The following is a 21,740-nucleotide window of genomic DNA, read 5'->3' as shown; positions in this document are numbered from 1 at the left end:
ATGTTTGATCTGTTTTCAATTATGGATGATGACGGAAAGATTAAAATCTCAAATAGAATAGTGTATATAAATGCTAATCCAATAGGGATCATCACACCTTCAGCATTGATAGCATACGATGATCAACAAACATTATCTGTAATATCTGGCCCTTATGGTGTTATTAAAATTGAATCGGAAAGTGTGGAGTATCTAGTTGAAGCTTTAATTAAAACTGGCAGCATTTTATTCGGGAAGGAGCATGATATTTTCGGATGTATAGAATATCTTGAAAATCCAATAACAAGTAGAACAGCATCATATTTATGCTCTGTATCTAATAACTGCTCACAAGTGTGTGAAGCTATCCATAATATTCAGAACGCTAAAGTTTGTATTATTGGATGTGGTGGTATAGGTTCTTTATCAGCCATAAATATTGCTGGTGCCGGGGTGAGGAATATTCAGCTTATTGATGAAGATATTATTGAACTGAGTAATCTTAATCGACAGTTTTTCTGGCGAAAACAAGATTTAGGTAGGCAGAAAGTAGATGTTCTTGCTAGAGAATTATCTGAAAGGTATTCACATATAAATTTAAGTGTAATGGAGGAAAAAGTCGAAAGTAATAATATCCAGGAGATTACTCAAGGCTATGATCTAGTTTTTTTAACAGCTGATGAACCACTCGGGATTGGAGTGGAGGAACTTAAATCATTAGCATATAAGGGGCTTATAAAACTTATAGCTTGCGGATATTTTCATTCAAACCTAATTGTTGAATACGTAACAAATAGTTATGTAAAATCTGACAAACACACAAAACTAAACTGGATGAGAAATCCATGGTTTATTGGCCCAAGTTTCGGACCTATTAATACCGAAATTGCTGGAATAATTTCCTCTCTAGGTCTTCTCAGCCTAGCATTTCCTAATGACGAAAAGTTAAAAACTTCTTTCATGTCTCATTGGAACACAACTGATTTTCCACGTAAAACAAGAAACTTTAATTAGGGTGCCTTATGTCGTGTATTTTTTGTGATATTGTGCATAGGAGAACTCCTGCACACATCATTTGGGAGGATGATAATCATCTGGCTTTCTTATCCGTCTTTCCTAATACAAGAGGATTCACAGTAGTTGTACCTAAAAAGCATCTTTCGAGTTATATTTTTGATCAAATAGATGAGGAAATTATCGGTCTAGTTCTGGCGAGTAAACGAGTTGCAAAAATTCTGGATGGTTTTTTCCCAAACGTGGGGAGGACAGGTGTGTTTTTTGAAGGTTATGGTGTGGATCATCTTCACTGTAAGCTATTTCCGATGCATGGAACAGGTAGTTCTTCAGAGTTCAAAAAAATATCGTCAAACGTCGATAAATTTTTTGAAGAATATGAAGGATATATTTCTTCACATGATTACCGGCGTGCCGATGACGCTCAATTGGAAAAATTAGCATCACAAATAAGAACTTCTTATTAATGGAACTGAAAGTTCAAGGGATCTTCAAAAATCAAGTTGGTTGATGACCGTTTGATTCGAATATCTTTTGTTAGGCATATGGGTTATCCATACGTTTGTATTAATTGGGATAAGGTCGATTGCTATTGGTTACACCAATCTGAGTGCCCAATTACCATTGTAATATTGATTACAGTTCTCTTCAGAATCGTATGCGATATGATCACCAAGACGTTTGAGCTTGATATCCATCGCCTTAAATTCAGATTGAATACGTGACGCCAATGCTTGAGAGTCATCGGATTGAAGGTAATTCTTCAAATTTTCGTTAGTATCAAACACACAAACCACCATTAAGCTATTTGGAAAATCATCATAGTTCACCAAGTGCGTTAGCCACTGAAAACCAGCGATATCTTTTAATGCCTGTTCACATACCTCGGTCAATTTTAGCCGAAGTTGATTATCCATTTTTTTATCTGTTTTACGCATAGTTCATATCAGGTCTGATGATTTTTAGATCTTAAGGATGTTCGCTCTGTTTTACAGATTTTTCTATCTGATACTATAGGTCACGTTCGAGAAGCTAATATAGCCAATTAAAACATCATACCGACATCAATCACATTTCAAATCAATAAGACTAATGAGAGAGAAAGAATGAGTGAAAATTCACCAGCAAAAACATTTCAACAACGTGCCGATGAATTCATCGCCGTTGCCAATCAGCAGGCCGCAGAAAGTACTGTAGACGAGGTCAATACATCAATTCTCTATTCAACCGCCCGGTTTAATGCTTTCAGCGTCGCCCGTTCTGTTGAAAGTGCCGAGATTCTGAAGGCCGAAAAACAAGCCGCCATTGAATTTTTCACCCAACGTTACGCAGAAATGCTCAATCAAAACCTTGAAGAATATATTGCCCGTTTCGATAGCTATAGACAGAAATAATAAATCACTAAAATATAAAGCCCTGTTGAGTCTAAACAGGGCTTTATGTTCATTCATGCTAAGCCAACTTGATCTCGTCTGACAGACGTTTTTTGAACATTATCGAGATCATCCACCGACCGAGTAACAGCTTGAGATATCAGGCCATTGTTCAGCCTTGATGGTCGTATAGTGGTTCCAGAACGCATTGTCGATAGCCTTCAAGCTGATGGCGGTGTCTTCGCGACGGTATCGTGCCAGGTGTCCCGGCCCGCCGTTATAAGCGGCATAGGTTGCCTTGATCAAATTGTCATCACCGCCGGGCTGTTCGTGCTCGCCTTTGCGGATTGCATAATCAAGCAAATAATGGGTCAGAATTTCGATGCCGGCGTTCACATTGTAGTCAACCTCATCAACGAGGCGTTCAAGATCGTAGACATTACGCCAGACCCGACCGTTGATTTGCATCATGCCCACTGCGCCACCGGCTGAACGCAGTACCTGGGGCCCGTCACGTGAACTAACGAGGTGGCGCCAGCAGGATTCTTTCCATGCGGTGGCACGAACCAGAGGATCGAGTCGCTCTGCCATCGTGTCCGGCAAGCGATCATTTTCGGCCAGCCAGGCGTTAGTTTGCTTCTCCAGTAAGCTGGCGACCAGCTCAAGGTAGGCATCAAGATTATCCCGTTGCGGCACTAGTCCCTTTAAAGCCTCTTCCGGGGGGATACTGTCGGCATGGGCGGCCGGAAACAGCCAGGACCCTAGCCAACTTAAGCCACCACTGATTTGTCCTGCTAGTTCTTCTGTTGTGAATTCGGCCTCATTGCTGGTATCCAATCCAAACAAATCACGAAACTCCGGGTCGACCTCCAGCGGTAACGGGGTAAAACTCGGCGGCGCCGATTCGGCGAGCAGCAGGCGGGCAAGTCTGCGCAGACCGTCACGGGTGATTTCAAAACCATACTCAGGCCCGAGGGCGTCAAGTGCCCGCAGCGCGTCACCCCCCGCTATAAAGGTGGCAAGCCTGAAATCAGCATCCAAAGCTGGCGTCTTCAAACGTTCAAGTTCGCTCATCAGTGGCCGCAGCCGATCCCATGTCGACAGAAAAAGCTCTCGAACCGGATCATAGTCGGGATCATCGACCGTCAGCGCCTCGGCAATTGCGTGTCGCGCGTCCAACAGCACGGCAAGTAATTCCAGACGTAAGATACGGGACTCCGTTGAGTAGGCCAGCGCCGAAATAATAGTAGTCAGAAAGCCATCTAACTCATCTTCAAGCGTTTGCCATTCAGCTAACTCGCTGTCATCCAAAATTGGCTCAGGCTCGCGAAGGTCTGGTTCAGGAGCGCGAACCTGAAATGCCAGCCAGGCCCTGACACCTGTTTCTTCAGTTTGCAGGCGGGTAATTCGAGTTCGTTGAACCAAGGCCCCCTCACCACCCTGGCCCAGCATTTGCACGATCAATCCATCAAGGCCGTTCAGTGGCCCGGTCAGGTCAATTTGTACCCTCTTCATGCGCGGCAGCACCAGCGCATCGGCAATGATCTGAGCTGGTTTGGTCAAAATGCCGGGGGTACTGTCCGGGCGCGACAATTCAATCGAATCAGGTACAAACTCTATGGCCTGTCCTGATGCCATAACCTTGGGGGTAAGTTTCAATGCAAGGCGGCCCTGCCATGGTTTAGGTCCCCGGCAGGCACCGAGCACATAGCCACCGGTAGTGGCAGTCAATGCCATGCCAACAGACAGTTGGTCACCATCGGTCACCACCACCATATCGGATAACTCAACCCGGTTGCATAGGTCGTTGCTAATCGTGCTTTGGCCATTTTCATCGAAATCAAGGACGCGACTGATCGCCGTCTGAAGATGAGCGGTTTCAGCCAGCAAAGGGATCTCAACTTCGCCCGCTGACAGCGCGTTCGAACTATATAAGACGAAAAGCAGCCACCCAATATGTTTCATTCGATGTTCCAATGGTTAAAAGCGAGATGATTCAGGGTCAGGGCTTGATCCAGTGCTGACCTGTAATATTATGCCGCGCTTTTTAAAGAAGTGTTATGAAATACAGCGTTCGAGCAGATCAAGGCTGATTGCCTTGTCAAAGCAGTAGTCTTCAATCAGATTTGAAACCAAAATCTTCGCAATCTCGCGGCGCTTCAATTTTGATACCTGGCTTTTTATGATCAGCCCTGACCTTTGCATAGTGTGCCAGCACACATATTCATCAGCTATTTGTCACTATGCCTGATAACACTATCATTGGTTCATTAGGTAATTCAAAGTAAGACCTCTTTATCAGCGATAAAAGGGCGAAGTATGCGACATAATTTGCGGAATTGAGCGCAGTGATCAGGCTATATTTGGCGGTGCAGGCAACACCAATCTATATAAATGTTATTGACCAACATTATGCAGGAGCAATAGCCCTCCCGACCGATTATCATTCAACCCGTTATAACCACACCCCCTGACAAGCAAGGATGCATGTATGTCAAAACCTATTCTTTTATTTTTAGCGGTTTGCTATTTCACCGTTCAAGTTTTCGCCGTTGGAGCAGAGACACTACCACAGGTCCAACTGGCAAACGTGTATGACCAGGATAATGTCGGTGACATCAGCAACTATTTGGTCAGTGAAAAATACGATGGTGTGCGTGCCATCTGGACAGGCGAACTACTGCTCACCAGGCAAGGCAACCCCATATCAGCGCCTGAATGGTTTACGGCTCCCCTTCCTGAGGTTTGGCTTGATGGTGAGCTATGGACAAGACGGCAGGATTTCGACAGGTTAAGCGGTATTGTACGAACCCAAACGCCGGACGATGGCCTTTGGCGTGAAGTCAACTATATGGTGTTTGATATGCCCGACGCAGAGCTTCCTTTTGAGCAGCGTTATAACAATTACTCACGCCTGATCGAAGAGATAAATGCTGACCATATTCAGGCCGTCAAACAGCAACGTTTTAACTCCAACCATGCGTTAAGTGAACACCTGCAAACGCTGGTTGAAAATGGTGCGGAAGGTCTGATGTTGCATTTAGCATCAGCGCCGCACCGCTCCAACAGAAGTGATGCTTTATTGAAGTTAAAACCTTACTTTGATGACGAAGCTGAAGTGATTGCGCAGTTACCCGGTCAGGGCAAATACACTGGTATGCTTGGGGCGCTGCGAGTAAAGAATCAACAAGGTATTGAGTTTTCGATAGGCACTGGGTTCACTGACGCCGATCGCGCGAACCCGCCGCCTATCGGCAGTATTATCACTTATAAATATCATGGTTTCACAAAAAATGGCGTGCCCCGTTTTGCCAGCTTTATACGCATCAGGGAGTAATCAGAATTAAGTTACCGTTTTTAGTTGAGCTTCAACATGAGTTGGCGGACCTCATCAGCACGTAATGGCCTCACTAGTCGACCCACTTCATCCCCATCGTGCAACAGTATCAACGTCGGCCAAAGCTTTACCTTGAACGCACGTCCCAGTCGTTTGCCCTTTCCGTCATAGATTTTAATATGACGCAGTCCAGAATGCTCAGTGACGACTTCGTTTATCGCCGAACTTGCCGCCTGACAGTGACCACACCAGGGCGCGCCAAATTCAAGTAAAACGTCACCGGCTAACTCGCCAACTTGTTCAAATGTGAAGGCTTCTTCTGAGTAATCAGCGTTAGAACCACTCTCACTGGCTTTCATCCCTAATACTCCCCCACAAACGTAGAAAAATAATTAAAAGGTGCGGAGTCTGCCACTTTTGATTCACTGCCAATAGCTATTTCCAACCCTGAATCCATTTGTCTTGGTTTCTTAATTCCGTCCAGTCGATTGAATAACGCTTCTTAGAAATAATCGCTTCCAATTTGCATGAGATAACTGATCCATCTTCGTCAAACTCGATGTCTGATACCAGGAAATGCTTTTCTCGATTTATCGGATTCACCGCGGTCCACTTACTGTTATGTAGCTTAGCTGGGTTTATTCGATTCATTGCAACAATATTATCTAATTCAAGGTTAGCATGACACGATCGTAAATAAACGCCCGTACTAAATAGTGCCTGAGCGTTTTCGGCTGGCGTTAAAAGATCTCACATAACGACTCTTCATCGGCTTCAGAAATAGTGGCTTAGAGTAAAATCAAACACTCTTACCCCATTGATTGCTATTTCATGTTCGGTTTTCCAGCTTCGGATAGCTTTATATTTAAAGCATCTCTGCGTTTTTTTATTTGTTCTGGCTGAACAAAGTAAAAATCAAATAATGAATCCAATACATCAAGATTCCACTCAGCCTCTCCTTGCTCTACGGGTACAACCTCGCCACTTGATTGACTTTTTATTGGATGAGCAGCAAAGTTACCAATATTACGCACAGCATCAATAGCACCGCAGATAAATGATGGTAATTGGCCGCTATCTATTGCTTCCTGAATTTCATTAGCAAGATTTCCATGCTTTACGCTAGCCTTTTCTCGAAGCAAATGCTGTAAACATCGGCGACTTAGGGCAGCACTTGCCTTAGCACTATCTGCAAGCACCATGCTTGCCTCAATATAATCTTCAGAAAACTCCTTGGGCACTTCTTTTGGTGGTGGCGGACGGCTTGCTGATTTTGGTCTTGCGAGATAGCTTGTTTTGATATTGTGTATGTGCATCCCTTTTCCTGAACCATTAACTGTACCATTAGCCATTAGAGCAACAATCTTCTTACAGGCGGGACACAAATAGCGGATTATCGCCCATTGACCATCCGCGTCATTTCCTAGCGGAATTGTGCTCGGCTCGTCATGATATTCAGTAAGACAGTGAGGGCATTTCATGAGTTTTGGTTCCTATAATCCCTAATGTTAACCATCAGCCGCGTCGCGTTTCGGTGTCGCTGGATGGTCTTGTTAACCGCGGACAACACTGCGTCTAAAGGCATGAAAACTACGCCGAATGTACTAATTACAATCAAGGGGCAACAAACTCGACATTCATAAGTTCTTTGCAATCAATTCAGCTTTCAACAAACCACCTTTCGTAAGTAACTTTGCTGAAAAATTAGGTTTCCGCTTCGTTTTATAGGTGTCGTAAATTAATTTCAGACCATCCGCTGTTAATAGTGAGATATTGATATCTGTATCCATTGCAGCGGACTCAATAAAGTCAGCTGAAAAAGCTGGAGCAATGATCAATACTTGTGCAACTCGTTTTCCTTGGCTCTCACAACGATTAGCATAAGCTTTCACCTGTCGTGAAGTAGTGGAATACTTTGCATAATCACCATTTTTAAATGATTTTGCTTCACCAACAATTACGTCATCTTCGCTGAGTGAAATCAAAATATCGGCTTTATCTTTGGCCGTATTTAAAGATTTTCTTAGCTCTTCGTTAACATTAAGCTCAAGACTTTCCAATATTGCTTTTATGGTTTCCTCAAATTTGCTGCCGAGTTCGGACTCATTAATTTCAACCCCAGCCGCTCTTAAGCCAGCTAAATCACGGCGTGAAAGCAAACCAAAGTTTTCAATTAATTTATCATTTGCACTGGCGAAAGCTTCCAGAATAACAACACGTGGATTACCTTTCTTGGACAGCTTCATGCTGTCTCTGAGGTTTTTTATTTCTTCATTGGAAAGGAGGTAAAGAATATCATGAGGAGTAATTGAAAGAGCGCGTAATCTTTCTGTATCAAGCTCTTCATTGTCTTCCAGTTCAAACTCTCGTCTGAGGCGTTCAATAAATGTTTCGTTAGACTCATTATTTAAACTATTAAAATTACTTTCTAATGCTTCGAATAATTCTTTATAACTCGTGGCACTGATAGCATCAAATTCTCTTTCTGTAGCCGATCTTAAACTTTCAATAATAATATTAATTCGTTCATCCAGTGTAGTCCCTAGTCTTTCAGCTGGGATATCAAGCTCATTAATTAATTCTTTAAGTCGTTCTTTACGCTGATTTTGATTTTCGTCTTTGTCGAATAAATCATCTGAGAGAATATCTCTGATATTAATTCCGGCATGTAAAATCGTATTGATTTTCTCTGCCCTTGTTATCCCACGAATACGCTTGTCGTAACTTTTCAAGATGTTAGATAACTCTGCATCTGATAAACACCGGAAAATACGTAATAAGTATTTATCTGCTAATTCTTTATTCTGTATTTCATTCAATACAAGAATGATTTCATCAGGAATTAGAACTTCTGAAGTCCGTCGATTAATAAAAATTATGCCCATTTCTCGAAGAGTCTGAAGGCATGCTTCAACAGTCTCTTTACCGGCTTTAATGGGATCGGAAAGATGTTCTATCGCAGCAGCTTCATCCTGAGAAATTTTTAATTCATGTGCCAAAGTATTTAGAATACTTCGTTCATCATCTGAAATATTTGCTTGTCGATTAATTTGTAAATCGTTTTTGTATGCGACCTCAATACAATTTCGAAAAATACTTAATCGATGAGCATGATCATAATTTTCTTGGTCGGTCTTTTCGATTTCGTTTATTAATTCTTGGGATAATTTGTCTAAACGTTCCTGTTCTTTTGAATATAACTGTTCGATCCATGAAGTCCGTGCAACAGCATTCCCATCTCTGGTTAATATATTTATTAATAATCCCGTTGAGGCTCCAGCCATTGCCAGCTGTGATTGAATCGAAGACTTATAGTCAGGTGAAACAGCATTAAATAGATGAGTTATTTCAACACCAGATGCTTCTTTGATATGTTTATTAACTTTCTTTAATGTTTCAGAGATAGATTTATTTGATTTCTCTGCCGATGTGCAGAGCTTATCTAGGCAGGTAATAAACTTGGATTTTTCAATCTGGTTGATTGATGAGAGAACTTGCTGAAGCTTCATTGGACCTCCTTATCTACGAGTAAAAACTCACTAGAGCCCAAAAAACTTAATATCATTCTGATACTTAGAACGACCAGCTTCTCAAGATCATAAAGAAGGACAATAGACGGATTTTGCTTGAGTTACAAGCCTGACGGGCATTCGCGCCCGTCAGTTCATTTTAAAATGTAACTTATTTTCATTCCGGCCGCATATGCGGAAACAGCAATACGTCTCGAATTGAGGGTGAGTCTGTCAACAACATCACCAACCGATCAATACCAATCCCCTCACCGGCTGTTGGTGGCATACCGTATTCAAGGGCACGGATATAGTCGGCATCGTAATGCATGGCTTCGATATCACCGGCATCTTTTTCGGCGACTTGGGCTTTGAATCGTTCGGCCTGGTCTTCGGCGTCATTTAATTCCGAGAAGCCGTTGGCTATTTCACGGCCACCGACGAAGAATTCAAAGCGGTCGGTAACAAACGGATCGTTATCACTGCGTCTTGCCAATGGGGAGACTTCGGTTGGGTAAGCGGTGATAAAGGTCGGTTGCATCAGCTGATGCTCGACGGTTTTTTCAAAGATTTCGATTTGCACTTTACCCAGACCGTAGCTGTCTTTCAGTGGAATGCCCAAAACTTGGGCGACTTCTCTGGCGGCTTCAATGCTGTCGAGTTGTTCGGCTTTCAGATCCGGGTTGAAATGCAGGATAGAATCTTTGACGGTCATACGATCAAATGGCTTGGCAAAATCAATATCCAGTCCTTGATAATGCACCTGGCTGCTGCCGAGTACATTTTGGGTCACAGTACGCAGCATATCTTCGGTGAGATCCATCAGATCATTAAAATCGGCATAGGCCTGATAAAACTCTACCATGGTGAATTCTGGATTATGGCGGGTAGACAGACCTTCGTTACGGAAATTACGGTTGATTTCAAATACCCGTTCAAAGCCACCGACAATCAGTCGTTTCAGATACAGTTCCGGTGCGATACGCAGAAACAGATCCATATCTAACGCATTGTGATAAGTGGTGAATGGTCTGGCTGTGGCACCGCCGGGAATGGCTTGCATCATTGGTGTTTCGACTTCGAGGTAGTCTTTATCCATCAGGTAACGACGCACGCCATCAATCACTTTGGTGCGAATACGGAAGGTTTCGCGGCTGGCTTCGTTCATGATCAGATCAACGTAACGCTGGCGATAACGGGTTTCCATATCGGACAGGCCGTGGAATTTTTCCGGTAATGGACGCAGTGATTTGGTCAGTAATTTGATGGTTTCAACATGTACCGACAATTCGCCCTTTTGGGTGCGGAACAAGGTACCTTCGGCAGCAATAATGTCGCCGTTATCCCAGGTTTTAAATTGTGGATAGACGCCTTCCGGTAATTCATCACGCGCGACATAAAGCTGGATATCACCGGACATATCACGCACGGTGGCAAAGCTGGCTTTACCCATAACCCGTTTGGTCATCATGCGACCCGCAATGGCGACGCGGCGTGGTGTGGCTTTGAGTTGATCGCCATCCCATTCGGCATATTCGGTTTGCAACTCGCCGTTCATCACATTGCGACGGAAGTCATTGGGGAAGGCATTGCCTTGCTCACGAATGGTGGCCAGTTTTTCACGACGTTGGGCAATCAGTCGGTTTTCGTCAAATTCTGTTTCTTGGGTCATGTTGGATTCGCTTATAAACCTGATTTGAGTGAGGCTTCAATGAATTGATCCAGATCGCCATCCAGAACCGCCTGCGTGTTTCCGGTTTCGACACCGGTACGTAAATCTTTGATGCGTGATTGATCGAGTACATAGGAGCGGATTTGACTGCCCCAGCCGATATCCGATTTGGATTCTTCGGCGGCCTGTTTGACTTCGTTTTGCTTTTGTAATTCCAGCTCATAGAGTTTGGCGCGTAACTGGCTCATCGCCTGGTCACGGTTTTTATGCTGTGAGCGTTCCATCTGACATTGCACCACAGTGTTGGTCGGTACGTGAGTAATACGCACCGCTGAGTCGGTGGTGTTAACGTGCTGACCACCGGCACCGCTTGAGCGGTAGGTATCAATACGTAAATCAGAGGGGTTAATGTCGATTTCAATGGTGTCATCGACTTCTGGATACACAAACACCGAGGCAAATGAAGTATGACGACGGGCACCGGAATCAAACGGTGATTTACGCACCAGACGGTGTACACCGGTTTCGGTACGCAACATGCCAAAGGCGTATTCGCCCTCAAAGCGAACCGTAGCACTCTTGATACCGGCCACCTCACCTTCGGAGACTTCCATCAGCGTGACTTTGTAACCCTGGGCTTCGCCCCAACGCAGATACATACGCAAGATGATATTGGCCCAATCCTGTGCTTCAGTACCGCCCGAACCGGATTGAATATCCAGATAAGCGCTATTGTGATCCAGCTTGCCGGAGAACATGCGCTGAAATTCGAGTTTTTCCAGACCTTTTTCCAATGCATCCAAATCGGCATTCACTGCATTGAAGGTGTCTTCGTCGTTTTCTTCTACAGCGAGTTCGAGCAAGTCTTTGGCGTCATCAAGCACTTCACTGTGTGAAGACAGCGTTTTGACAATGCGCTCGAGGCTTGAGCGTTCCTGCCCCAGTTTCTGGGCATTGTCAGGATCATTCCAGACATTGGGATCTTCCAGCTCACGGGTAACTTCGACTAAGCGTTCTGCTTTGGTATCGAAGTCAAAGATACCCCCTGAGATCGTCACTGCGATCGCGGAGAGTTTTAATTCGTTGCATCGTCGCGCCGAGTTCCACGCTAGTACCTCATTGAAATTGATTGATAATGTTGCCGCAGCAAACCCGTTATTGTAACGGATAATGCCGCTTATTGTTTAGGCAGAAAACGTAAGGGATCGACCGGTTTGCCGTTACGGCGGATTTCAAAATGTAATTGCTCGACCTGAGTACCGGAACGGCCAAGCGTGGCGATGCGTTGACCGCTTTTCACTGAGTCCCCTTCTTTCACCAGTAACGTGTCATTGTGGGCATAGGCACTTAAATAAGTGTCATTATGTTTAATGATCAGCAGATTACCGTAACGCGGTAAACCATTACCACTATATACCACCTTGCCATCTGCCGCCGCGACAATAGGCTGACCGGGTTTTCCGATAATATTGACACCTTTACGGCCAGCCGCAGATTCCGAAAAAGTCGACACAACGCGCCCTTCTGTTGGCCAGCGCCAGACAAGGCTTTCATTGCTTGAGGTCACTGCGGGTGAAGATGATGGGGCAGGTGTTGAGGGTGTTGCTTTTGGCGTTTGTGTAGCCGTAGTGGGTCTTGACGGTTGAGAAGGTGTTGAAGGTCGTGTGACCGAAGGTGACGAAGGCTTACTGGGGGCCGGTTTAGCAGGCGCTGGACGTGTCGCTGTGGTCGTGATTGGCGCACCCTTGAATTTGATCTGTTGACCGACATAAATCGTATAGGGTGAACGAATACCATTAATGCGCGCCACATCACGATAATCCATTCCATAACGGAAACTGATCGAATACAGCGTATCGCCTTTTTTAACGGTATAGCTGTTTGGGGCGGGAGCCGGGGCCGGACGCTGCTGATAGTTGCGACCATCTTCTCTGCCAATCGGTGCTAACGCATAGTTACCGCTACAGGCAGTCAATAAGAGGAGCAACGAAATCAGCAACAGTTTCATATTCAAATAACTATCAGATAGGCCAGAACCAAAAGACCAACAGTCAACCAGCCGAGACGGTCAACCCACAGATGTAATTTTTCTTCAAACGGCTTGCCGCCCCATTTCATTAATCCGGCGACCAGAAAGAAACGCATGCCGCGCCCAATTAAAGACCCCAGAATAAAGGGCAGTAACAACATGCCAACGGCACCGGCAGCGATGGTAAAGATCTTGTACGGGATTGGCGTAAATCCGGCTAAAAATATGGCCCAGAAACCGTAATCGGCAAACCATTGCTGGGCCGTTTCATAGGCTTCAATGTAACCAAACTGGATGATCCAGGGTTCAACCATTTGCAGAGCGAACAGGCCAATCAGATATCCCAGCAAACCGCCCAACACGGAAGCTATTGTCGTTAAGCCAGCATAAAACCAGGCTTTGTCCGGCCGTGCCAATGACATCGGCGCCAGCATCACATCTGGCGGTATCAGGAAAAAAGACGATTCAGAAAAACTGACCAATGCCAGCCAATAGGTGGCATATTTATGCCTGGCCCATTGCATGACTTTGGCGTACAGTCCTGAAAATAATTTCATCCAATTTGTCCGCTTAACAATGGGACAAAACTGACTGCATCCCAGTCTGTTTCTTCAAATTTTCCACCGACCCGATCAATCACTTTCAGGACCTGTCCTTTGCTGCCTCCAACAGGGATGACCAATCGTCCACCGGGTGCAAGCTGCTCTAACAATGTAGGCGGTATATGTTCTGCACCACAGGTCACAATAATGCCGTCATAGGGGCCATTTTCCGGCCACCCCCAATTGCCATCACTGTGTTTGAGGCGAATGTTATTAAGCTTTAACAGATAAAAGCGTTCTCTGGCCTGCTTGAGTAATGGCGCAATGCGCTCAACACTGAAGACTCTTGGCACTAATGCAGAAAGCACTGCCGTCTGATAGCCAGAGCCAGTGCCGACTTCCAATACCTTGTTTCTGGGACCACCCTCCAACAGAATTTCTGTCATGCGGGCGACAATATAAGGTTGTGAAATCGTCTGGCCTAAACCAATGGGTAACGCCGTATCTTCATAGGCTCTGCTGGCTAATGCTTCATCGACAAATAAATGCCGTGGACACTGCCGCATCACCGCCAGTAACTGAAGATTTTTGATACCACGCTCCTGCAGACGCTGGATCAAACGATCCCGTGTCCGTTGCGAAGTCATCCCTATTCCGCGAGGATCGGCGATCATGGCAAAGTGCTTTCCAACCACCGTGAAACACCATCAATCGCATCATAGCGTGTCAGATCGATTTGCAAAGGTGTGACGGATACAGCACCGCGACGAATCGCATCAAAATCGGTACCGGGACCGGCATCTTCTTCAGCGCCCGCGGGGCCAATCCAATACATTGGCCTGCCACGCGGATCCAGTTCTTTAATCACCGGTTCGGCTTTGTGCCGATGCCCAAGACGGGTACTTTCAAAGCCGATAATTTCTTCAATTGGCAAATCAGGCACATTCACATTGAGAATAGTATCGGCAGGTAATGCTACAGATTTAAGTCTTTCAACCAACTGTTGCGCCACCCAGCCAGCGGTCTCGTAATGTTTACCTTCAGAGCTGGCCAGAGAAATGGCAATGGCAGGTAATCCGAGAAAACGCCCTTCCATCGCGGCCGCTACGGTGCCGGAATACAATACATCATCGCCCAGATTAGCCCCGGCATTGATGCCTGAAACCACCATATCCGGCTCATCATCCAGTAAACCGGTGATCGCCAAATGCACACAGTCAGTAGGCGTGCCTTCGACCCGGTATACACCGTCTTCCATTTGGTCCAGTCTTAACGGATTTTCCAGGGTAAGCGAGTTACTTGCGCCACTTCGGTTGCGATCAGGGGCGACTACGGTGATTTCTCCCAGACCGGCAAGCGAGCGCGCCAGTGTCCGGATACCCTTTGCCATGTAGCCGTCATCGTTACTTATGAGGATTTTCATTATGTTTTTTTGACCTGTTGCGTCAAGAGATTATTCGCCGCTATCTTAGCAAGAATGCGCGCTTATGACATAAAAAAGGGCATGAAAACATGCCCTTTTGTGATACAAGGCGCTATTGTTCCGCCCTCTTGGGTTGGAAATAATTTATGTAAAACAAATTACATCGCCTCATCTCCATCTTGTTGATTACATGAACCTCAAGCAGTGAAGGTGCTCAAAAAACAACAGCGCCCGGACTCAATCATTGTCTAAGTTTATTGACGGCTTGACCACCACCATAACTATGAAATTCCAGTGGAACTCCACCTGGTGTGACTTTAACCGCGCAATATTTGAACTCCGGAATTTTTGCCGCCGGATCCAGTGCCGCGTTAGCTAATTTATTGACTGCCGCTTCGTAATAACAGAACGCCATAAATATCGCACCGGTCGGCACGGCTTCATCTACCCGCGCCACCACAGAAACTTCACCACGACGTGTCGACAAGGTCACCATTTCACCCGGTCTGACATTCATTTCTTCCAGGGTCAGCGGATGGATAGTCGCCACGGCTTCAGGCTCCAAGGCATCCAATACATTGGAACGGCGAGTCATTGAACCGGTATGCCAATGTTCCAGCATACGACCGGTAATCAACACGTATGGATATTCATCGTCCGGACGTTCATCCGGTTCAACAATATCTGCCGGCACAAACAAACCGCGTCCATCCGTTGTCGGGAAACGATCAGTGAAAATAATCGGCTCACCCGGATCACCTTCCTGTTCACATGGATAGACGACACCATGTTCGCGTTCCAGCCGCTCCCAGGTCATACCTCCCATGGAAGGCACGGCTTTACGAATTTCTTCAAAGACCTCTTTAGGTCCATCATAATGCCAGTCCAGCCCCATTCGCTGAGCAATCTGCTGAATGATCCATAAATCCTGACGTGCATCTCCCGGCATCGGAATGGCGGTACGTCCCATCTGTACCAGTCGATCAGTGTTAGTGAATGTACCGGTTTTTTCCGGGAAACCTGAGGCTGGCAGAATCACATCGGCCAGATAAGCGGTTTCGGTCAGGAAGATATCCTGCACCACCAGAATATCCAGCTCGGATAATGCCTGCCTTGCATGGTTGGCATCGGGATCCGACATTGCCGGGTTTTCACCCATGATATACAGACCATTCAACTTGCCAGCATGAATCGCATCCATGATTTCCACCACCGTGAGACCCGGTTTGGAATCAATTTCTGAGCCCCATAACTGTTCAAGATTATGCCGCGCGGAATCGTCTTCCACTTTGTAATAGTCCGGCAATCGCATCGGGATAAGTCCCATATCCGACGCACCCTGAACATTATTCTGTCCGCGTAATGGATGCAGTCCGGTTCCCGGTCGACCAATCTGTCCGGTCATTAACGACAGTGAAATCAGGCAACGGGCATTATCAGTACCATGAACGTGCTGCGATACCCCCATACCCCATAAAATCATCGCGGCATCCGCTTTGGCGTAGAGTCGCGCAACTTCTCGCAATGTTTGTGCAGGAATGCCACAAATCGGCTCCATCAGTTCCGGCGTATACTTCTGCAGATGTTTTTTCATCGCCTCAAAGCCCAGCGTACGCTCGGCTACAAAGCGTTGATCCACCAGATTTTCTTCAACAATGACATGCATGATGGCATTAAGCATCGGCACGTCACTGCCCGGTTTAAAGGCCAGATGATGTGTCGCCATCCGCGATAACTCGGTAGTACGTGGATCCAGCAGAATCAGTTTGGTACCAGCACGCAATGCATTTTTCATCCAGGTCGCACCCACCGGGTGATTCACGGTCGGATTGGCACCAATCAACACAATCACATCGGCTTTGTCTACGTCAGCGACCGGATTGGATACCGCGCCGGAACCAAGACATTCCAGCAATGCCACCACTGAGGAAGCATGGCAGAGACGAGTACAGTGATCGACATTATTGGTTTTGAAACCGGTACGGATCAGTTTCTGGAACAGATAAGCTTCTTCGTTACTGCCTTTCGCACTGCCAAAGCCGGCTAATGCATTCGGGCCTTTTTGATCGCGGATATTCAGAAAGCCTTTGGCGGCCATATCCAGCGCTTCTTCCCAGGTGGCTTCACGGAAGATTTTATCAATATCGTTGGGTTCCATCGTAAAGTCACCGGCTTTCGGCGCACCCTCACGGCGGATAAGTGGTTTGGTTAAACGGTGTGGATGATGTACATAGTCAAAACCATAACGGCCTTTGACACATAAGCGTCCGTGATTGGCAGGGCCATCACGACCTTCAACATATAAAATCTTGTCGTCCTTGATGTTGTAAGTCAGCTGACAACCCACACCACAGTATGGACAAACGGACTCAACCTGGCGATCCGGTTCCACCATGGCCACTTCATTGGCAGGCATCAACGCACCGGTCGGGCAAGCCTGTACACATTCGCCACAGGCGACACAGGTGCTTTCACCCATCGGGTCATCAAGGTCAAAGACAATTTCGGTATGACTGCCACGCATGGCCAAACCAATGACGTCGTTATTCTGCTCATCGCGGCAGGCACGCACACAACGGGTACACTGAATACAGGCATCCATATTCACGGCAATACCTGGATGAGACAGATCCGGAGCGGCTTGTTTGCGGGGTTTAAAACGCGGCGTACTGACTTCCAGTTTACTGGCCCAGTAATCCAGTTCGGAATGCAGTGTATGCGGCTTTTCTGATACGTCTGACTTGAGCAACTCAAGCACCATTCGTTGTGAATGCAAAGCCCGTTCACTGTTGGTCTGCACTTTCATGTCATTGCCGGGGTAACGGCAGCATGAAGGGGCTAAAACACGCTCGCCTTCAATTTCCACCATGCAGGCACGACAGTTACCATCCTGTCCTTCTCGTTCTGAATAACACAGGTGGGGTATCTCGATACCTTCACGTTCGGCAGCTTTTAATATTGTTTCATCAGCTCTTGCACAGATTTGCTGGCCGTTGAGCGTAAATTCGATCATTTCTACGCTGTCTTGTAATTGAGTGGCCATTATTTCAACTCCTCAGGGAAATACTTGACGACGCATCGCAACGGATTGGGAGCAGCTTGCCCCAGACCACAAATTGACGCATCTACCATTACTTGAGACAACTCTTCGAGCAATGGTTCGTCCCATTTAGCCTGTTTCATTAAGGTAACCGCTTTGGCAGTGCCTACCCGACAAGGCGTACATTGGCCGCAGGACTCGTCTTCAAAGAAACGCATGGCATTGACTGCCAGGTCACGTGCCCGGTCTTTATCAGAGAATACAATCACTGCTGCCGAACCGATAAAACAGTCGTATTCATGCAAGGTATCGAAATCCAGTGGTACATCACCCAGCGAAGCAGGCAAAATACCGCCTGATGCTCCACCTGGGAAATAACCGTAAAACTCATGGCCTTCCAGCATGCCACCACAATATTCATCAATCAGTTCACGCATCGTGATACCCGCAGGGGCCAGATGCACACCCGGTTTATTGACACGTCCACTGACAGAAAACGAACGCAGACCTTTACGGCCATGGCGTCCATGATCAGTGAAACATTGCGGACCTTTTTCCAGAATATCGCGAACCCAATACAACGATTCCATATTGTGTTCCAACGTCGGCCGGCCAAACAACCCCACCTGGGCAACAAATGGGGGACGCAGCCTTGGCATGCCGCGTTTGCCTTCAATGGATTCAATCATTGCAGACTCTTCACCACAGATATAGGCACCTGCCCCGCGTCGTAAATGGATAGTTGGTAAATTGGTTACCGGTGGATGAGCGCGTAGTTTGGCAATTTCCTGTTCCAGCATCACCCGAATGGCAGCATATTCATCACGCAGATAAATATAGATTTCATTAATATCCACTGCCCAGGCAGCAATCAGCATACCTTCCAGAAAACAGTGAGGATCGCGATCCAGATAATATTTATCTTTAAACGTGCCCGGCTCGCCTTCATCGATATTGACGGCCATTAATCTCGGGGCGGGTTGGTCACGCACGATTCGCCATTTACGACCGACCGGGAAACCAGCCCCACCCAGACCGCGTAGTCCCGAATCATCCATCATGTCGAGCACATTCTCGACTTTATGCTGACCCGCCATGCACTGTTGATAAATGGAATAACCACCATTTTCCACATACTGTTCAAACAAAATCGGTGCAATCGTTTCAGGTTCCGTGACATTCTGTTCAACCAGTTCATCGACTTTTTGAACATCGGCAAACTCAACAGGATGCATACCCACTACGGCAACCGGGGCTTTGTCACAACGTCCGATACAAGGGACACGCTGTACTCGTACTTTTTGGCCCATTGCCGTTTCAAGCGAATCGATAAGACCTTCTGCACCGGCCATTTCGCAGCTCATGGAATCACAGACCCGCACGGTTAAATCAGCCGGGATGGTATCGCCTTCTTTAATCACATCAAAATGATGGTAGAAGGTGGCTACTTCATAGACTTCTGCCCGTGACAATTTCATTTCATAGGCTAACGCAACTAAATGTGCTGCCGAGATATGTTTGTAAAAGTCCTGGATTTTATGCAGATGTTCTATCAAAAGATCTTTTTGTCTGGATGCATCGCCCAGCAATTGCCGGACTTCGGCCAACGCTTTGGGATCAATCTGCCGACCTTTACTGGTAATGCGTGCCAACTTGGTTTTTTTACCAGTTTTTTGAGCACTGATGGGTTGCTCGATCATGTACTGCCTCTCTCACTTCTTAGCCTGCTTTGGCTTTTATAATTTAAAATCCTGTCAAAACTATCATGGCTAACTGCTGTTGTGAAGCCTGATGACGACCGAAAATTAAAGCGAAATCAAGCTTTTGTTTAAAGATAAGATTAAGCGCTTTGGCAAGAGTTCAAAAATGCACTAAATAAATGCACAATGCACCGTTGAGTTGGTTTTAGGCGATGTTGAAAGGAAAAAAATGATCCAAATTGGAGCAGGAGAGAAATTCGTTTTGATAGCTCAAAAAAACAACAGCCGAACAGTTTTCACTGTCCGGCTGATAACAGGTATCTGATTTGCGCAAATTACTGTCTGGGTTTTTGTGGTGCTTGTTCCAGTTCTTTTAACCACAAATCATGGTGTTGTTCAGCCCAGGCAACATCAACGTGTCCGGTTGTCATACCTTCAAGTGCGCCTTCCGTACCGATGGTACCGATGTAGATATGCCCGAGTGAAAATGCCATTAACAGCATTGCTGTCAGAATATGAATCAGATGGGCGACAATAATAACGAAACGCTCTTGACCAAAGTTAGGGAAATCCAGCACCAGGCCCGAAAAGCATAATGCCACACCGGCCGTTGCCAAAGTCCAGAACCACACTTTCTCCCCACCATTAAATTTACCAGCAGAGGGATGCTTATCACCTATCATGCCACCAAAGTCTTTAAACCACTGGATATCCACTTTGGTGAACAGATTATTTTTGAACCATTTCATGAGGATAATAAACAAAGCCACCATAAACACAGGGCCTAGTACGTTGTGTATCCATTTGGCGGCAGTGGCGTATGCAGAAAACCCCGGATAGCCCAACAACGGTATCAAAGCGAAACGCCCGTACAATAAGCTCAGACCAGTGATTGCCAGCAAGATAAACAATGTTGCTGTAGTCCAATGCAAACGCCGCTCATTTAATGTCCAACGCTCAACGGTCTTGCCAGTTCGAGGATGATTGAGTTTGACCTCACCCCGCCATAAATAAAATGCTGCGAGAATCACTAACACGCCGCTGAGTAACCAAGCACCGTACGTTGCTATAGGACCATTACGCAACTGACGCCAGTTTTGACCAGCGCCTTCAATCAGTACATTGGTTTCCTGACCTTTAACCGCACTGTAACCTTTGTTGCCTTCACGAACCTGACGCCAGGTATCAGCACGCGGATTGGATTTTTCTGCAACAGTATCCGTGCCGGTGAAGTGTACATATAAATATCCGGTTAACGGCAACACCAGAATAGCCAACACAATGATCAGCATTGCCCAGAGCGATGTTTTTTTACGATTATTCATAGTAGCCGTTGCAGACATGCTTACTCCGTTAGCGATCCGTTTGTACGCTGTTGAAACGTTGCTTTAAGACCTCAGCACGTTCTTCTGCAGATAAAGCATGACTATCTTCCTTGCCTTTATAAACGCCCGCTTTATGCATGGTTACATCAGTGTCTTCGTAACAGGCAGAAAGTAGAAAGGCGCCAAGCATTAAAATAATCAGTCTCATGATTAATCCTTGTAGGCTGTTGCCCAACCCCAGTTATCAGGACGTCCACCGCGGCGTACCACACGACTGCGGAACAAATCAGCAACAATATCACCATCACCAGCAATTAATGCTTTTGTAGAACACATTTCAGCACACAATGGCAGTTTACCTTCGGCTAAACGGTTACGACCATATTTTTCAACTTCAGCCGCCGAGTTATCTTCTTCCGGGCCACCAGCACAGAAAGTACATTTGTCCATTTTGCCGCGGGCACCAAAAGCACCTTCTTGTGGATATTGCGGCGCGCCAAATGGGCAGGCATAAAAGCAATAACCACAACCAATGCAAATATCTTTGTCATGCAATACCACACCATCATCTGTGGTGTAGAAGCAATCTACTGGGCATACCGCTTGGCATGGCGCATCGCTGCAATGCATGCAGGCAACTGAGATGGATTTTTCACCTGGAATCCCATCATCGATAGTGACGACGCGGCGACGGTTAATACCCCAGGGTACTTCATGTTCATTTTTACAGGCAGTGACACAGGCATTGCATTCAATACAACGCTCGGCATCACACAAAAACTTCATTCGAGCCATTT

Annotated in this window: 21 protein-coding genes; 4 read left to right on the top strand and 17 right to left on the bottom strand. The window is 46.1% G+C overall.

Annotated features, from left to right (window positions below):
- On the top strand, nt 1–993 hold the full coding sequence (locus tag B2337_RS02840; RefSeq protein ID WP_292413939.1) for a ThiF family adenylyltransferase: 993 nt from the start codon (nt 1–3) through the stop codon (nt 991–993).
- 8 nt (nt 994–1,001) lie between these two features.
- On the top strand, nt 1,002–1,460 hold the full coding sequence (locus B2337_RS02835; RefSeq protein ID WP_292413938.1) for an HIT family protein: 459 nt from the start codon (nt 1,002–1,004) through the stop codon (nt 1,458–1,460).
- Nucleotides 1,461–1,589: 129 nt separating this feature from the next.
- Here the strand turns inward: B2337_RS02835 and B2337_RS02830 are convergent, their stop codons facing one another.
- Entirely contained in the window at nt 1,590–1,931 is a 342-nt protein-coding gene (locus B2337_RS02830) for a Fis family transcriptional regulator (RefSeq protein WP_292413937.1), read from the bottom strand.
- Between the two features lie 168 nt (nt 1,932–2,099).
- Between B2337_RS02830 and B2337_RS02825 the strand changes: the two genes are divergently transcribed.
- Nucleotides 2,100–2,387, top strand: a complete 288-nt coding sequence (locus B2337_RS02825) for a DUF3144 domain-containing protein (RefSeq protein ID WP_292413936.1) — start codon at nt 2,100–2,102, stop codon at nt 2,385–2,387.
- 108 nt (nt 2,388–2,495) lie between these two features.
- Here the strand turns inward: B2337_RS02825 and B2337_RS02820 are convergent, their stop codons facing one another.
- On the bottom strand, nt 2,496–4,331 hold the full coding sequence (locus tag B2337_RS02820; RefSeq protein WP_292413934.1) for a lytic transglycosylase domain-containing protein: 1,836 nt from the start codon (nt 4,329–4,331) through the stop codon (nt 2,496–2,498).
- A 526-nt stretch (nt 4,332–4,857) separates the two neighbouring features.
- Between B2337_RS02820 and B2337_RS02815 the strand changes: the two genes are divergently transcribed.
- A complete protein-coding gene (locus tag B2337_RS02815; RefSeq protein ID WP_292413933.1) occupies nt 4,858–5,703 on the top strand; it encodes a DNA ligase in 846 nt (281 codons plus the stop codon).
- 20 nt (nt 5,704–5,723) lie between these two features.
- On the opposite strand, the gene B2337_RS02810 is transcribed toward B2337_RS02815, so the two are convergent.
- The 15 genes from B2337_RS02810 to fdh3B all read right to left on the bottom strand — a co-directional run bounded on the left by B2337_RS02810 (nt 5,724) and on the right by fdh3B (nt 21,738).
- Nucleotides 5,724–6,062, bottom strand: a complete 339-nt coding sequence (locus B2337_RS02810) for a thioredoxin family protein (protein WP_292413932.1) — start codon at nt 6,060–6,062, stop codon at nt 5,724–5,726.
- 76 nt (nt 6,063–6,138) lie between these two features.
- Nucleotides 6,139–6,354, bottom strand: coding sequence for a TIGR02450 family Trp-rich protein (locus B2337_RS14410; protein WP_363105196.1), 216 nt, complete (start codon nt 6,352–6,354; stop codon nt 6,139–6,141).
- 173 nt (nt 6,355–6,527) lie between these two features.
- Nucleotides 6,528–7,055: a DUF4145 domain-containing protein gene (locus B2337_RS02805; RefSeq protein ID WP_292413931.1), complete on the bottom strand. Its 528-nt coding sequence runs from the start codon at nt 7,053–7,055 to the stop codon at nt 6,528–6,530.
- Nucleotides 7,056–7,340: 285 nt separating this feature from the next.
- The gene (locus B2337_RS02800; RefSeq protein WP_292413930.1) at nt 7,341–9,212 is read right to left on the bottom strand and encodes a hypothetical protein; all 1,872 of its coding nucleotides are present in this window, start codon (nt 9,210–9,212) and stop codon (nt 7,341–7,343) included.
- 178 nt (nt 9,213–9,390) lie between these two features.
- Nucleotides 9,391–10,884, bottom strand: coding sequence for a lysine--tRNA ligase (lysS, locus tag B2337_RS02795; RefSeq protein ID WP_292413929.1), 1,494 nt, complete (start codon nt 10,882–10,884; stop codon nt 9,391–9,393).
- Between the two features lie 11 nt (nt 10,885–10,895).
- A protein-coding gene (gene prfB, locus B2337_RS02790) for a peptide chain release factor 2 (protein ID WP_292413928.1) occupies nt 10,896–11,973 on the bottom strand; the annotation gives its coding sequence in 2 pieces (ribosomal slippage) (nt 10,896–11,918 and nt 11,920–11,973; 1,077 coding nt in all).
- Between the two features lie 88 nt (nt 11,974–12,061).
- Complete coding sequence (locus B2337_RS02785) at nt 12,062–12,892, bottom strand: peptidoglycan DD-metalloendopeptidase family protein (protein WP_292362147.1); 831 nt, start codon at nt 12,890–12,892, stop codon at nt 12,062–12,064.
- A gap of 2 nt (nt 12,893–12,894) precedes the next feature.
- Nucleotides 12,895–13,470 carry a YqaA family protein gene (locus B2337_RS02780; protein WP_292362146.1) on the bottom strand — a complete coding sequence of 192 codons (576 nt, stop codon included), beginning with the start codon at nt 13,468–13,470 and terminating at the stop codon, nt 12,895–12,897.
- Nucleotides 13,467–14,129 (bottom strand): protein-L-isoaspartate(D-aspartate) O-methyltransferase, encoded by a 663-nt coding sequence (locus tag B2337_RS02775; RefSeq protein ID WP_292414121.1) that lies wholly within the window; start codon nt 14,127–14,129, stop codon nt 13,467–13,469. The genes B2337_RS02780 and B2337_RS02775 overlap by 4 nt, the downstream gene beginning before the upstream one ends.
- Entirely contained in the window at nt 14,126–14,878 is a 753-nt protein-coding gene (surE, locus tag B2337_RS02770; protein WP_292362144.1) for a 5'/3'-nucleotidase SurE, read from the bottom strand. Before surE ends, B2337_RS02775 begins: the two co-directional genes overlap by 4 nt.
- Nucleotides 14,879–15,119: 241 nt before the next feature.
- Nucleotides 15,120–17,921, bottom strand: coding sequence for a formate dehydrogenase subunit alpha (gene fdhF / locus B2337_RS02765; RefSeq protein ID WP_292413927.1), 2,802 nt, complete (start codon nt 17,919–17,921; stop codon nt 15,120–15,122).
- Nucleotides 17,921–19,618, bottom strand: coding sequence for an NAD(P)H-dependent oxidoreductase subunit E (locus B2337_RS02760; RefSeq protein ID WP_292362142.1), 1,698 nt, complete (start codon nt 19,616–19,618; stop codon nt 17,921–17,923). The genes fdhF and B2337_RS02760 overlap by 1 nt, the downstream gene beginning before the upstream one ends.
- A gap of 335 nt (nt 19,619–19,953) precedes the next feature.
- The gene (locus tag B2337_RS02755; RefSeq protein WP_292413926.1) at nt 19,954–20,961 is read right to left on the bottom strand and encodes a formate dehydrogenase subunit gamma; all 1,008 of its coding nucleotides are present in this window, start codon (nt 20,959–20,961) and stop codon (nt 19,954–19,956) included.
- 10 nt (nt 20,962–20,971) lie between these two features.
- Nucleotides 20,972–21,151, bottom strand: coding sequence for a hypothetical protein (locus B2337_RS02750; protein WP_292362140.1), 180 nt, complete (start codon nt 21,149–21,151; stop codon nt 20,972–20,974).
- A gap of 2 nt (nt 21,152–21,153) precedes the next feature.
- Entirely contained in the window at nt 21,154–21,738 is a 585-nt protein-coding gene (gene fdh3B / locus B2337_RS02745; RefSeq protein WP_292362139.1) for a formate dehydrogenase FDH3 subunit beta, read from the bottom strand.
- Between the last annotated feature and the right edge of the window lie 2 nt (nt 21,739–21,740).

It is taken from the genome of Methylophaga sp. UBA3192, from assembly GCA_002363955.1.
In the GTDB taxonomy this organism is placed as follows: Bacteria; Pseudomonadota; Gammaproteobacteria; order Nitrosococcales; family Methylophagaceae; genus Methylophaga.
Note: the sequence above shows the minus strand (reverse complement) of the source record. Positions and strands in the feature narration are given on the sequence as shown.